Origin of the sequence: Polyangium sp. 15x6 (assembly GCF_029960785.1) — a bacterium.
In the GTDB taxonomy this organism is placed as follows: domain Bacteria; phylum Myxococcota_A; class Polyangia; order Polyangiales; family Polyangiaceae; genus Polyangium.
Window position 1 is genome coordinate 74,751 of the sequence record NZ_JASBQE010000037.1, and the last position, 13,281, is coordinate 88,031.

Below are 13,281 nucleotides of genomic sequence, written 5' to 3' on the forward strand. Positions count from 1 at the left end.
CTTGCAAGGCCCATGGCCCATCCGGCGCTCGACCTACCCCCCTTCCTCAACAGCGGTACACAATCAGATCTCGGTTGCCGCCTCCGCATCCGCCCCCACACCGCCGCCGAAATCCGCGCGGGCCGAGGCGGCCGAGCGTGTGCTTTTCCTCGCCACGCACCTGCGCACGACGGAGCTCCGCGAGGCTTGCCCGGAGACGCTCGCCGAAGCGCCGCGCGTGCGTTGCTTGCTCTCACTGCGGTACGCGGACAACGCGGCCTCGAAAAAACTCGCGCTCGAACTCTACGAGGAGACGGGCTCGCTCGCGGGGCTCTTGCCCGAGGAGGAGACCGAGGACGGGCGCGGGCAGAAGGTGCGGCTCCGGCCCGCGCGGCCCGTGGGCCAGAACCGCGACCACCTCGTCTGGATCCTCGCGGCGATGCGCGGGTACGCGCGCTTCTTCGCCGCGCTCGAGGCCCGCACGGGCAAACGCGTGACGATGCGGGATCGGCCGCTCGATTTTCGATTTTTTTACACCGAGAAGGGCGGCGCCCCGAGCGCGTTCGCGGTGAACCAGAACGTCGGCTACAACCTGTTCGGCGCGGTGAACGTCTCCGAGGAGGCCGTGCGCGATACGTTGTTCCACGAGATCTTCCACCTGAACGACGCGTGGCACGATCAGTGGTCGACCCGCGCGCTCGGCGCGCTGCACGCGGGGATCGTCGCGCGCTGCAAGGACGATCGGCGTTGCCTCTTGCCCTACGCGCCGACGGACACGACGCTGAACGGCAGGCTCTACGCGTTCCTCCCCCGCGGCGGCGTGCGCGAGTACGCGGCCGAGCTCGCGCTCCGGTTTTTCCGGGAGCAACGCCTCGCGCTGGAGGACAAACCCCTGCCCTCCCGGCCCTTCAAGTGCGGGCCGACGGAGAACGCCGAGGCGATGCGGCTCCTCGCGGACGAGTTCTTCGGCGGCGCGGACTTCACGCCGGCGTGTGACGCCGCGCCCTAGATCAGTAGATCAGTCGTCCTTCTCCGCGAAGACGACCATGCGGTTGTGCGCGAGGCCGATCGGATCGCCGTCCCAGGTGCCGAAGGCCTCGGTCACGTGCAGGCCGACGGAGGCGAGCAGCGCGCGTAGCTCGGTGAAATGGTAGAGGCGCACGGAGAAGCGGGCCTCGCGCGTCCGGCCGTCCCGCACGAGGATGCGGTAATCGACGAGGCGGCCCGAGACCGGGTCGAAGACGTGCCGGTCGATCATGAGATCCGGGCCCTTCTGCAGGATGGTGACGGGCAAGAGGGCGCGTACCATCCAGTCGCGGTTGCGCACGTCGAGGCAGAGCTTGCCGCCGGGCCGGAGCGCGCGCGCGATGCGGCGCAGGACGTCGAGGTTCTCGTCGTCGCGGTGCAGGCCGAAGACGTCGAAGAGGCAAAGGACACGGTCGAACGCGGCCTCCTCGTCGAGCGTGCGGAGATCGGCGACGCGGTAGTCGATCGGGAGGCGGGCCGTCTCGGCTTCGCTGCGGGCGAGCTCGACGAAGCCCTCGGTGCGGTCGATGCCGACGACGTCGTAGCCGCGCCGGGCGAGCTCGAAGGCGTGCCGGCCGTGGCCGCAGCCGAGGTCGAGCACGCGCATGCCGGGCGTCATGCCGAGGTGCGAGACGAGCACGTCGACCTGATGGTCCGTGCGTTCGGCGCGCAGGGTGTCCTCGTAGAAGTGGAGGTAATCGTCGACGTCGAAGACGGCGTCCCAGTCGAAGACGTAAAACCTCTCGTCATCCAGGTTCTGGCTCATGGTCGGTCCGGGCCGCATGCTAGCCGAGCCGCGGGCCCCGGGGAACGCGCGAAAGGCTCGCCTCTCTCGACGGGCCGTGGTTAGGTGGGCGCGATGAGCGACGAGGTGAACCCTTCCACGCCGCCCGAGGCCAAGCCGGGGGAAGCGCGCGCGAAAAAGAAGAAGAAAAAAGAGCCAGCGACCGCGTCCGCGCCCGCGCCTGCGCCCGCGTCCGCCTCGATCGCCGAGGCCCTCGCGCGGCTGAACGAGCACATCGACGATGCGTCGAAGGTCGAGCGAGACCGCAAGGAGGTGGGCATCAGGCTGCGGATCGCCACGATGGTGCTCGTCTTCTTCGGCGGGACGTCGGTCCTCGGCATGCTCGCCGGCATTCTGCGAGGCGCGCCGATGCGCGGAGAGGGGTTCGTCCTGTCGCTCGCCTTCACGGCGATCTTCGCCGTCCTCGGCGCGGCGCTGCTCGCCGTGGACCTCTCGATCGCGCCGCGGAGCAGGGTCGTCGGGCCCGACGTGATGCTGAAGAGCTTCATCCGCGCGATGGCGGTGGGTCGCGAAGGCTACGCCTGGACGTGCCTCTCCCCCACGGCGCGCGGCCAGACCGTGAGGCAACCGTTCCTCGGCGACTTTCCCGTGGGCCCCGGTGACTTCTCGCTCGCCACGCCGACGGGCGTGAAGGACTACGCCTCGACGTTCCTTCGCATCGGGCACGGCCACATCCGGAGCACGAAGGTGAAGCGCGCGTCGATCGTGCGCGAAGACGGCGACGTGGCCGTCGTCGAGGTACACGTGGCCCTCCAGGCCTGGTCGCAGTGGGCGAACGTGATCGCCGCGCTCGGGGTCGTCGTGATCCGCCCCTGGGGCGCGCTCCTGTTCCCGGTGCTCTACCTCGCCCTGCAAAAGCGGCACGAGAGCACGTTCCGGAAGACGCTTTTGCGCGGCAAGAATGGGCTCTGGTACGTCTACACCGGCGATTTCTTCGAAAACCAAGCGTCGAAGTGACAGCCGAAAGAGGATGCGCCGCTCCCGCCCCGGCGCGCTGAGCGGGAGCGGCGCCCCGGTTTTCTTACTTGTTGAGCTTCTGGCGAACCTCGCCCTTCAGCTCCTCGAACTTGCCTTCGGCTTGCTTTCGTTCGTCGCCCGAAAGCGCGCCCGCGGCGCCTTGCACGCGGCCGCTGGCCTTCTCGAACGTCCCCTCGACCTGCTGGCCCGCCTTCTCGGCGTCCTGCCGGCCCTGTCCGCGCCCCTGATCCGAGATGCCTTCGCGGCGAAGACGCTCGTCGTCGGTCAGCTTGCCGAGGGCTTCTTTCGCCTTGCCGCCGAGCTCTTCCGCGGCGCCTTTGATCCGGTTTCCGATCCCCATGGTTTCCCTTCTCGGCCTCCGTCTGGGCCCGTTTCGAGGGGTTTGGGGGCGTAGCTCGGCTCGTCCGAGCGTGGCCCCCAAAACGTCGAATGACAGGGGGCTCCCCTGGGCAATCGACGTGCCGGAGCGTTTGGCGCCGAACCTATACATTACGAACGAGCTCGACCGCGATGGTTTCACCGGAGCCGGCCGAATGGAGTCATCATGAGCCGAATGCACCCCGCGCCGCCGGCCGGATCTCCGTACGCAGAGCTGCCCGAGGATCTCCGCGAGACGATCGTGCGGTCGTTCGTGGACCGGCTGGCCGGCGCGGCGGGCGCCGAGGACAACCTGATGTTCGGGTTCCGCGATCCCGCGCCGAAGACGGCGTGGGACGCGCTCGATCACCTCGGGCCGATGGCCGTGAACATGCTCGTGCGGCTGTTCCATCGCATCGAGGGCATCGATCGCACGCTCGGGACCTGGCGCGAGATCCAGTGGATCCGCAATCAATGGTGGGGCGGGAGCGCCGGGTTCAAGGTCGTCTACCGGAATCCGGCCGCGATGCGGAGGCGGCTCGACGATCTGCTCATGGGCGAGCGCGGCAAACGCGTGGCGCGGGATGCGTATCTGGGCGGGCTCGAGCATCAGCTCCGCCCCGCGCTCGAGCTCCTGCCGCGCGTGCTCTTGATGGATGCGCGCGCCGAGCTGCCCGACGCGGATACCTGGCGCGAGGTCGACGTGCCGCTGCAGGAGGGCACGCATTTCTGCGTCGGCAAGGGTGATCTTCGCGGGGCCGAGCGGCCGGAGGAGCGTCCTTGGGCGCTCGACGACATCCACCTCGACTGGTCGTCGCCGGTGGAGAGGATCGACGAACGCACGGGCCGCTGCGATTACCTCGAACCCTGGGAGGGGAGCGTGATGCACTGGCTCGAAGCGAAGCTCGGCCACGGCGCGCCGGTGTTCACGTTCGACGTTGCCCGCGAGGTGATCGCCCGGGGCAACGAGCTCGCCCGTTCGTCGTCCGCGGCCGCGGAGGTGGCGCGTTTTCGAGAGGTCGCGGCGAGCTTTCTGCGCGACGAGATGGCGCTCGCCGTGCGCGGGCGCGTCGGGTACGAGGCCTCGAAGGCGCGGCTCGACGAGATCGAGCGGGCCGTGCGGGCGCTCGAACCGCGCTGAGCCCTCAATCCGAGGCGCGCCCGCGCAGCGCGCCCACGCCGAGCAGGATCGGGACCAGCGTGAGGAAGATCCCGCCGAGCGCGCCGGGGCGGCTCGCTTCTTTGAGGCCGATGATGAAGGTGCGGGTGATCTCCGCGTCGGGGACGCGCTGCGGATCTTCGAGGTACGAGCACACGGCGGCCACGTTCGTCCAGGTCGCGTGCGCCGTGACGGTCAGGAGGGTGAGCCACATCGCGCCCGTGAAGGCCAGGCGTCGGGGCTCGGGGCGGCGCGCGAACCAGGCGGCGGCGCCGACGGCGATGAACCCGAAGAGGAGCGTGGACCACATCCCCCAGCCGCCCTCGGCGAAAAACTGCCACAAACTGAAGCCTTTCATGACGCTCGTTCTCCTTGGCTCGGCGCGGGCCCGAGAGGCGCCGTCCCCATGACGCGCAGAACGCCGGGCGGCGGCGGACGTGACAGCGTTTTTTTTCTGTCACGTCTGGGGTAGTTCGGTGTTCGAGGGGACGACATGGACCGGGCCGAGGAAGCAGAGCTCGTCGCACGCCTCCGCAGGGGCGACAAGGCCGCGCTGCGGGTGGTGTACACGTCGTTCTCGGACCGGATCTTCGGCTTCCTCCTGCGACTCGCGCGGAGGCGCGACGTGGCCGAGGATCTGCACCAGGAGACGTGGGTGTCCGTGGCGCGCCACGCCGAACGTCTCGCGGACGGGACGGATCTCGCGGCGTGGCTGTTCACGATCGCCCGGAACAAGTTCCGGTCGTGGCGGCGCTGGGCCGCGCTGGATTTCACGCGGCTCTCGTTCGACGCGGAGGGCGCCGAGCCGGAGGGGCCGCCTTTGCGGCCGGACGCGGGGGACGAGATCGTCGCGCTCGAAAAGGCGCTCGAAGCGTTGCCCATGGCCCACCGCGAGGTGCTCTTGCTCGTGGGGGTCGAGGGGCTCGAAGCGAAGCAGGCCGCGGAGGTGCTCGGGATCCAGCCCGAGGCCTTCCGGCAAAGGCTGTCGCGGGCGCGCGCGGCGCTCTCCGAAAAGCTCGATGGACCGGCGCGAAAAGACGCCGCCGTGGTAGGATGAGGTGAAGCGATGAACGGCCGTGACGACGATCCGCTCCTCGAAAAACTGCGCGGTTTGCCCGCGCCCTCGCTCGCGCCCGCGCGTCGCGGCAAGACGCTCGACGCGGCAGAGGCGGCGCTCGAAGGAAAACGTCGCGCGGGCTTGCGGTGGCCCGAGCTCGCGCTCGCGTCGGTGCTGGCGCTGGCGGGCGCGCTTTATACCGTCGAGTCGTTTGCCCGGATCGGGCACATTTATGGGCGGGCCGCGGTCGCGTCCGCGGACGGAAGCCAGTAATCAGCCTTCCGAGAGGAGCTTCTGCACGAGCGCGCGGCCCTCGGGGGTCCGGTCGCGCTCGGCGTTCGTTCCATTCATGGGCGTCCAGCTCATGTCGACTTCGAGACGATAAGAACCCTCGAATGCGTGCGGCGGCGAGCCGCCCCAATCCGCGGGGGAGAGCATCGAAAAGTAAAGGTCGTCCTCGCCGCGCCGATAGAGGTGGTAGACGCGGCCGGGGATCTTGCGGAAGCTGCAATGCGCGCGGTGCAGGCGCGCCGAGATGCGCGCCTCGTCGAGCAGGCGCCGCGCCTCTTCCTGGAGGGCGCGCATCTGGTCGCGGATGACCTCGAGCTTGCCCCCGACGACCATGCCGAGCGCCTGATCGGCTTTTTCGATCTCCTGGGCCATGTCGACCAGGTCGATGCGCGCGGCGAGCCGGCTCGTGGGGTAAGGGACGGCGCGGGTCGTGGCGAGCTCGGCCGAGGGGGTGGCTTTCGGGTCTTTTTCGAGGGCCATGGTGCGGGTCGGAGGCATGTCTGCCTCTTCGAGGTGGTACCCTCGGCGGGGGCGCGATGCAACCTGTGCGCCCGCGGACGCGCTCACGGCGCGAGCGGAGCCGGCCCACGAGCGCGCGTCGCAGCTCCGCGCGTCCCTCGTGGGCTGGCTCTTCGCAGCAAACGCGTCAGTCGTCCTCGCAAGAGAATCGCGCAAAGAACGCCTCGTCGGTCTTGGCGCCATAGCGCTTCTTGGTCTTCGACCTCTCCCGCTCGATGCATTCGCGACACCTGTCCTTGCACCCGAGGCGCTTCCAGAGGATCGCGGCAAAGAAGAGCTCGAATGTGTCGGCAAAGGGCATGACTTGTTGGTCTTCCTTCCTGCGAGGCTGCGAGAGGAACTCCGCGACTGCGCGTTCGTCCCGGAACCGATCGAAGAACGGCAGGGCCGCGACCTCCACGAGCCTCAACAGCTCCTGCCCTACTTCGTCGTCCTTCTCGGGCCCGTCGGAGGACGTGAGCTCCCACCACGTGTCGCGGCGCGCCGGTGTCAGGAGTCCAGGCCGCACGTTCAGGAGTCCGTATGCTGCGTCAGGCGCCTTGGGTTCGACGCTGCCTGGACCCCAGTAGAGAACTCTGACCCCCGGCACGTGGATCCCACAATTCGTTGTGAAGCTGGACTTGCCGGCCGTGTTGATTTTGCCAGTCTCGTGGTTGAAGAGGTGCTGGACACTCCCCAAGTCCCGCACGTACACGATCCCTCGTTTCTTGAAGCCCGTCGCCTGGAGCGTGGGCGTGACCCAGGTCTTGAAGATGTGGCTCCTTCGGTCCCGCAGGACTCGCTTAGGGGTCATAATAGATCACACGTCCCTTCTTTTTGAGAATTTCCTCGTACTTCTGCATCTGGCGTTTGCCCGCTTCTCTGCCCGTCGGCGTGTTTGGCTTGAGCTCAATCGGATGCCCTTTGGGCGTGACCGCGTCGGGTTTCACGTACGTGCCACCCTGCACCTTGATATGTGGTTCGGGTGTCCACCCTTTCTCCTGGACCTTCTTCTTGAACTCCTCATGCACCTCCCGCCCCCGCGCCGCCGCCGGGTTTTCGCCTCCCCGCTTCGGTTTGGCCTGCGGTGGTGGGTCCACCGCGCTCCCGCTGCCCGCCTGCCCCGCCGCCGCGCCGTTCGGCTTGACGCCGTTCGACTTCGCGGGGACCGGCTTCGTCCTCGTCTTGACCGTCGTCTTCGGCGCAGGCTGCGGCGCGCTCGCTCCCCCACCGCTGCCGCTCCCCGTTGACAGCGACTGCCCGTTGTGCGTCTCGGCGGGCTTCTTCTTGGACTTCGGAACGAAGTTCGGATGCCGGGCATGGCAAAGACCCTGGAGGCACTCCCTGGCTCGGTCCTGCGCGAGCGCGGAGACGTCCGCGGGGGTGAGCCCCCAGTCCTCATACTCCCGCGCCGCCTCCTCGGACAACCTCGCCGGCTCGGGCGGCTCGACCACGCGCGGGCTCTCCGCGGCGACGGGCTCCGTGGGGCCCCGGTGGACGAGGACCCGCGTGCAGGTCCGCGCGCCCGAGCCGCTGCGCCTTCGCGTCTGGCCCGGCTCTGCGTATGCCGTGCACCTGTGCGCCTCGACGCGCCTCTCCACCGCGGACGTTTCGCGCGGAATCGGCTGCTGCAGCGGCTTCGGCCGCTCGGCCTCCTCGGTCTCGACCTTCTCCTTTGCGTCGACCTTCGCCGCGGCGACGCGGGGCCTCGGCGGCGCCGGGCATTCGAGCCGATGGTACGGAATCGGGAGGAGCCTGGCGCTCTCGCGAGGCGCCACTTCGTCCCAGATATACACGCCCAGGCCGGCGCGCCTCGCGAGGTCCACCTCCCGGGCCTCGAAGACCGGCGAGCCGTCGGCGTCGAGCGCCCACATTCGCTTGTCTTTCGGCACGTTCGGCGGGCGCACGCAGACGTGGATGACGTTCGGCGCCTCGAAGATCCGGGCCATGGTGGGATCGCGCGTGGAGGCGCATCCGGACAGAACGAGCGACAGCGCGACGAGCGCGGCGATGAACCCAATGGGCAGAGGATTGCGATGACGACGCGACGCATTGCACGTCCGGCCGATCGGACGCGTCGAGGGAAGCCAGGCCATGGAAGGACTTTCCGTTCCCGCAGGCCACACCAATCCACCCCCGTGGCGTTATGCGCGGGCCTGCGTTGTTCCTGACGATCCTTGTGCATGCCGAGCGCGGCGCTGCGCAATGGAATTCGCATGAATATCGGACATACAATGTCCGCGCACGACGAGGCGATGAGTCTCGACGTCCGGGGTGGCTACGTCGACGATGGCTCCCGCGTCGTATTCGACCACCGACCGGCGCGCCTCCGACCTTCACGATTCGTGTCGACGAAGCCCCCAGCCGTTATCGACGAGCACGGCGAGCATGTCGACATAGCCCCTCCCCGTTATCGACAAGCACGGCAAGCACGTCGACAAGGACCCCAACCGTTGCCGACAATCGCGGCAAGCATGTCGACAAGGACCCCAGCCGTTGCCGACAATCGCGGCAAGCATGTCGACAAGGACCCCAGCCGTTGCCGACAACCGCAGCGAGCATGTCGACATAGCCCCTCCCCGTTACCGACAACCACGGCGAGCATGTCGACAAGGTCCCCAGCCGTTGCCGACAACCACCGCGAGCATGTCGACATAGCCCCTCCCCGTTGCCGACAACCGCGGCGAGCATGTCGACATAGCCCCTCCCCGTTGCCGACAACCACGGCGAGCATGTCGACATAGCCCCTCCCCGTTGCCGACAACCGCGGCGAGCACGTCGACAAGGACCCCAGCCGTTGCCGACAACCACCGCGAGCACGTCGACGGAGACCCCGCCCGTTGCCGACGAGCCCGGCAAGCACGTGTAAGGTGGTTCCAAGCTGAACCTTCAGCGCCGCGGTCTTGACCGGCAGGGACGTCGCCGGTCTTGACCCGGCTCGCTCGATGAACTGCGCTCCGCGCAGTTCATCGACCCCGAGTCCAGCGCTTGCGCTGGTCCGGGTGCAGGGGCGGATAGCCCCTGCTGGGGCCTGGGGCAAAGCCCCAGCGCAGCGCCCTTCAGCGGCCCCGCGCGCCCTCCTTCGCTGCTGCCCCGAGGTGCTCCTTGGCCTCGACGAGCGCCGCGATCGCGAGCTCACGCTGGCCCCGGGCCGCCAGCGCCCAGCCCTGCTCCCGCAGGATCGATCCGAGCAGACCCCGCGCGGAAGCCTCCTTGCTGGCCACCGCGTCCCGCGCCGACCGCACCGCGAGGTCCGTTCGGCCCGCCCGCGCGAGGGCCAGCGCAAAGGCCGAATGCCCGCCCGGCGGCGCCGCGGAAGGCCCCGACAGGAGAACCTCGCAAAGACGAACGCCCGCGGCCCGCGCGAGAGGATCCGCGCTGTCGAGCGCGGCGCGCGCGGCGGTCCACACGGGCGGCGCGATGGCAATGCCCCCGCTCGTGGCGAGCTCGGCCGCCTCGGTGAGCGCCTCCGCGGCTTCCCGCGGCCGGCCCTTGCCGAGCGCCACGTACGCCGCGAGCCCGAGCGACGCGAGGCGGAGCGACGGCGAGGACGGCTCCGTCGAGGCCGAAGGGCCGTAGTCGCCCTGCCCGCCGCCCGTGAGCGCGGCGCGCGCCCGACAAACCAGCGGGAAGATCTCGGGGGCGAGCTCGCCCGCCCGCGTGATCGCCTCCGCTTGCGCCTCCCCGCGCGAGGCGGCGATCGCCTGCGCCGCCGCGAGCCGCGCGAGGGCGTTTTCCCGCGCCGCATCGTCGGGCACGTGGCGCAGCGTGGCCGCCACGCGCTCGGCCTCCAGCGGCGTGAGCGCGTCCCCGAGCGCGTCGGCGTGCTCGGCGGCGAGGCGGATCGCGAGACGGCCGAGCGATGTCGTCGGATCGCGGCCGAGCTCTTCGAGGAGGGAGAGGCCCGAGGCCCGCGCGTAGCGGCTCGGCGAGCGCAGCCGACCGAGGGCGATCACGAGCTTGTGATCGGGCGGCGCGCCCGTGGGATCGGCCGACACGGCGTCCGCGACCGCGAGCTGCGCCGTGGTCCGATCGCCGAGCAGCCGCTCGACGCGCCGCGCGCGGGATGCCACCGCCACGTCCGCCGCGCCCTTCTCCGCGTCGGCCCGCGCGGCCGCCTTGCCGAACGCCACGAAGGCCCCGTCCCCGTCGCCCGTGAGCTCCAGCAAGCGGCCGAACAGGTAGAGCGCGCGCGCCGACTCCTCGCGCTCCACCTCGGCCCCCGCGAGCGCGAGCGCCGCGTTTTTCCGGCCGAGCCGCGTGAGCTGCCGGCAGAGCTCGAGGATGGCCGGCAAGTGCGCGCCGCTGCCCGAGAGCGTGCTCCAGTACGCCGCGACGTCCCCGATCTCCCGCTCGTCGCCGAGGCGGATCGCGCACCGGAAGGCGCCGAGCGCGGCGCGCGCGGCGAACGCGGGTTCGGCCGTGCGCACGAGCAGACGCTTGTACGCCGGCAGCGCGACGAAGGGCCCGACGGCCGCTTCGAGCTTCTGCGCGGCGCCGAGGCCGATGTCGTCGACGAACTTCACGCGCCGAGGGCCCTCTTGCTCACGCGCCTCCCCGCTCGGTGACGAGCCCGAGCGAAGGCAGCCGCTCGAGCGCGTTGTCGATGCGCGACGTCTCCGCGTTGATCGTGTCGAGCTTGCGCCGGAGCGCCCCCGCGTCGTTCGTGTCCGCCGAAAGGTTCCGGAGCGGATCGAGGACTTTTTCGTGAAGCTGCGCGACGAGCCTGTCGCGCTCGGCGACCTGGAGGGAGCCCACGTCGGAGGAGGACGGGACGAAGTCGACGAGCTTCCGCTCGACGCTCTGCGCGTAGTAGCGCTCGTTGCGCAGCCTGCGATCGAGGTAGGCCGGATCGTCGAGGCGCATCGCCGCGAACTCCTCCTGCATCGCGGTCTCGTCGAGGGCCTGCACCTCGTTGAAGACGCGGCGCCAGGCCACGGCGTCCGAGGCCTCGTACGCCGCCATCGCGCGGGCCTCGATGTCGGCGAGCCGCTTCTCCCAGGCCGCGCGATCCATACCGTAGAGGTTGCCCGTCGAGCGGTAGACGCGGAGCTTGAGCGCGTTGAGCTCGGCCTCGAAGCGGGCCAGGGGCGGCGAGAGCGTCTCGTTCGGGTCGCCGCGGTACCAGTCGACGAGCTGGCGGAGCTGCTCGCAGAGCGCCTGCAGTTTGTCCGGATCCGTGGCGACGACCTCGCGGATGCCGGCGACGAGCATGTCCGCCTCGGCGCGGTAGCTCTGCGCGCTCGAACCCCAGAGGGACTTGCTCGTCGACTCGGCCTCTTCGAGCAGCGACTCCACGGCGCCCGCCGGATCGAAGCGCGGCGCGGCGGGCGGCTCGACCTGCGCCCAGAGCTCCTGCCCGGCCACGACCGCGCGCGCCTCCATGCGCATCGCGTCGTCGCAGCGGAGCGTGAGATCCACGGGCGTGCCGACGGGGAGCTCGCGCGGGACCTGGAGCAGGAGGGTCTTGATCGGCATGCGGTTCTGCAGGAGCCGGAGCACCACGGCGCCGCTCTGATCCGCGGTGAAAAAGCGGCTCTTCACCTCCGCGGGCAGGCCCGCGCCGCGCGCGATGAGCACGCGCCGCTCGCGCCGCCCCGCGCGCACGACCTCGATGGCGAGATCCTTGGCCACGACCGAGGGCCGCGAGAGCGCGCTCGCGCGGGGCCGGACGTCGCCGCGGTAGAGCGCGAACGGGAGCTCCGCGAGCACCTCGCGCTCGACCGAACGCAAGGCGACCCGCGACGCATGCTCGGGCTCCTCGCCGAGCGGGACGTCGAGCCGCACCACGGCGCCCGCCGCGTCGGGCAAGGACGCCTTCGCGATCTCGTCGGCGCCGCTCATCCCACGGAGAACCGCGATCTCCGCCGCGCCCTCCGGCGCCTGCTCGACGCGCACGCCGAGCCGGATCTTCGAGCCCTGGCTGACGAGCGGCGTCGTGAACGAGACCGTGATCTTCCGGTCGGGCTCGCCGATCCGGAGGCCCCCGAGCTGCGCCGCGTGGATGGCCGCGCCGAGCGCGACGCACGTGTCCACCTCGTCCTGCAGAGGTTTCTCCGAGCGGCTCTTCTTGCAGATCGCCTCCGTCACGCGGCGCACGACCATCGGCACGCGGGTCGATCCGCCGACGAGCACGACGTGATCGATCTGCCCGAGATCCACCGAGGAGGTCTCGGCGCTCCGCGCGATCGCGCGCTCGCAGCAGGTGATCGTGGTCTCGACGAGATCACCGACCGCCTGCTCGTACTCGGCGCGCCCGACGTCGCCCTCGAACGAGACGTTCTCGCCGTTCTTGTCCTGCATGAAGTCCTGCTTGGAGACGCTCACGACCTCGGAGGTGGAGAGCGACTCCTTGATCTCCTGCGCGAGGTGGACGAGGCGGGCGAAGCGCTGCCGATCCGCCTCGTCGCCGCGGACGTCGAGATCGAGGGCGTAGCCGCGCGTGACCAGGATGCCGCGGAGCTTCTCGGCGAAGCGCCGATCGAAGTCGTCGCCGCCGAGGTAGTTGTCGCCGTCGATCGCGAGCACCTGGTACTCGCCGCCGAGGCAACGCAGGATCGAGACGTCGAACGTGCCGCCGCCGAGGTCGTAGACGAGGAAGTTGCCGTCGCCGAGGCGGCTCTTCCAGGTGTGGTAGATGGCCGCGGCCGTGGGCTCCTGCAGGATGCCGATGACGTCGAGCCCGGCCATCTCGCCGGCCTTGCGCGTGGCCTCGACCTGCGGCGCGTCGAAGTACGCGGGGACCGTGATCACGGCCCGATCGACGCGCACCTCGATGCCCTCGGCCGCCTGCTTGCCGAGGTGCTCGCTCATGCGCGCGCGGAGCTCGGCGAGGATCTTGGCGCTCACGTCCTCGGGCGCGAGCGCGTGCGGGCCGACCTCGACCTTCGCGCTCTGCCCCATCTTGCGCTTGATCGACTCGATGGGCGGGGGCGTCTTGCCGCGGCGCTGGCGCGCGGCGTGGCCGACGAGGAACGCCTCGCCTTTGGGATCCCAGGCGACCGCCGAGGGGACCGTGCGCCGCCCGAAGCGGTCGGCGTAGATGTGCAGATCGCGCTCGGACGGGTCGAGCATGGCGATCTCCGAGTTGGTCGTGCCGAGATCGATTCCAACGGGACGGTCGACGAACAT

13 protein-coding genes are annotated in these 13,281 nt (G+C 70.0%); 5 read left to right on the top strand and 8 right to left on the bottom strand.

What is annotated here, in order from left to right:
• Positions 1-139: 139 nt before the first annotated feature.
• Positions 140-988 carry a hypothetical protein gene (locus QHF83_RS26045; protein ID WP_282420641.1) on the top strand — a complete coding sequence of 283 codons (849 nt, stop codon included), beginning with the start codon at positions 140-142 and terminating at the stop codon, positions 986-988.
• Between the two features lie 9 nt (positions 989-997).
• Here the strand turns inward: QHF83_RS26045 and QHF83_RS26050 are convergent, their stop codons facing one another.
• Entirely contained in the window at positions 998-1,771 is a 774-nt protein-coding gene (locus tag QHF83_RS26050) for a class I SAM-dependent methyltransferase (protein WP_282420642.1), read from the bottom strand.
• 93 nt (positions 1,772-1,864) lie between these two features.
• Here QHF83_RS26050 and QHF83_RS26055 point away from each other — a divergent pair, with 93 nt between their 5' ends.
• Positions 1,865-2,767, top strand: a complete 903-nt coding sequence (locus tag QHF83_RS26055) for a hypothetical protein (RefSeq protein ID WP_282420643.1) — start codon at positions 1,865-1,867, stop codon at positions 2,765-2,767.
• A gap of 64 nt (positions 2,768-2,831) precedes the next feature.
• Here the strand turns inward: QHF83_RS26055 and QHF83_RS26060 are convergent, their stop codons facing one another.
• Positions 2,832-3,128: a CsbD family protein gene (locus QHF83_RS26060; protein ID WP_282420644.1), complete on the bottom strand. Its 297-nt coding sequence runs from the start codon at positions 3,126-3,128 to the stop codon at positions 2,832-2,834.
• Positions 3,129-3,332: 204 nt separating this feature from the next.
• Here QHF83_RS26060 and QHF83_RS26065 point away from each other — a divergent pair, with 204 nt between their 5' ends.
• Positions 3,333-4,286 (top strand): hypothetical protein, encoded by a 954-nt coding sequence (locus QHF83_RS26065; protein WP_282420645.1) that lies wholly within the window; start codon positions 3,333-3,335, stop codon positions 4,284-4,286.
• Between the two features lie 4 nt (positions 4,287-4,290).
• On the opposite strand, the gene QHF83_RS26070 is transcribed toward QHF83_RS26065, so the two are convergent.
• Complete coding sequence (locus QHF83_RS26070) at positions 4,291-4,662, bottom strand: hypothetical protein (RefSeq protein WP_282420646.1); 372 nt, start codon at positions 4,660-4,662, stop codon at positions 4,291-4,293.
• 135 nt (positions 4,663-4,797) lie between these two features.
• On the opposite strand from QHF83_RS26070, the gene QHF83_RS26075 reads away from it, so the two are divergent.
• Both QHF83_RS26075 and QHF83_RS26080 read left to right on the top strand, forming a co-directional pair.
• Complete coding sequence (locus QHF83_RS26075) at positions 4,798-5,361, top strand: RNA polymerase sigma factor (protein ID WP_282420647.1); 564 nt, start codon at positions 4,798-4,800, stop codon at positions 5,359-5,361.
• A 9-nt stretch (positions 5,362-5,370) separates the two neighbouring features.
• Complete coding sequence (locus tag QHF83_RS26080; RefSeq protein ID WP_282420648.1) at positions 5,371-5,634, top strand: hypothetical protein; 264 nt, start codon at positions 5,371-5,373, stop codon at positions 5,632-5,634.
• On the opposite strand, the gene QHF83_RS26085 is transcribed toward QHF83_RS26080, so the two are convergent.
• The 5 genes from QHF83_RS26085 to QHF83_RS26105 form a co-directional block, all read right to left on the bottom strand.
• The gene (locus tag QHF83_RS26085; protein WP_282420649.1) at positions 5,635-6,150 is read right to left on the bottom strand and encodes a DUF2452 domain-containing protein; all 516 of its coding nucleotides are present in this window, start codon (positions 6,148-6,150) and stop codon (positions 5,635-5,637) included.
• A 148-nt stretch (positions 6,151-6,298) separates the two neighbouring features.
• Positions 6,299-6,964 (bottom strand): DUF4304 domain-containing protein, encoded by a 666-nt coding sequence (locus QHF83_RS26090; RefSeq protein WP_282420650.1) that lies wholly within the window; start codon positions 6,962-6,964, stop codon positions 6,299-6,301.
• Positions 6,954-8,246 carry a hypothetical protein gene (locus QHF83_RS26095; protein ID WP_282420651.1) on the bottom strand — a complete coding sequence of 431 codons (1,293 nt, stop codon included), beginning with the start codon at positions 8,244-8,246 and terminating at the stop codon, positions 6,954-6,956. Before QHF83_RS26095 ends, QHF83_RS26090 begins: the two co-directional genes overlap by 11 nt.
• Before the next feature lie 963 nt (positions 8,247-9,209).
• A complete protein-coding gene (locus tag QHF83_RS26100; RefSeq protein WP_282420652.1) occupies positions 9,210-10,676 on the bottom strand; it encodes a hypothetical protein in 1,467 nt (488 codons plus the stop codon).
• 19 nt (positions 10,677-10,695) lie between these two features.
• Positions 10,696-13,281, bottom strand: a complete 2,586-nt coding sequence (locus QHF83_RS26105) for an Hsp70 family protein (protein WP_282420653.1) — start codon at positions 13,279-13,281, stop codon at positions 10,696-10,698.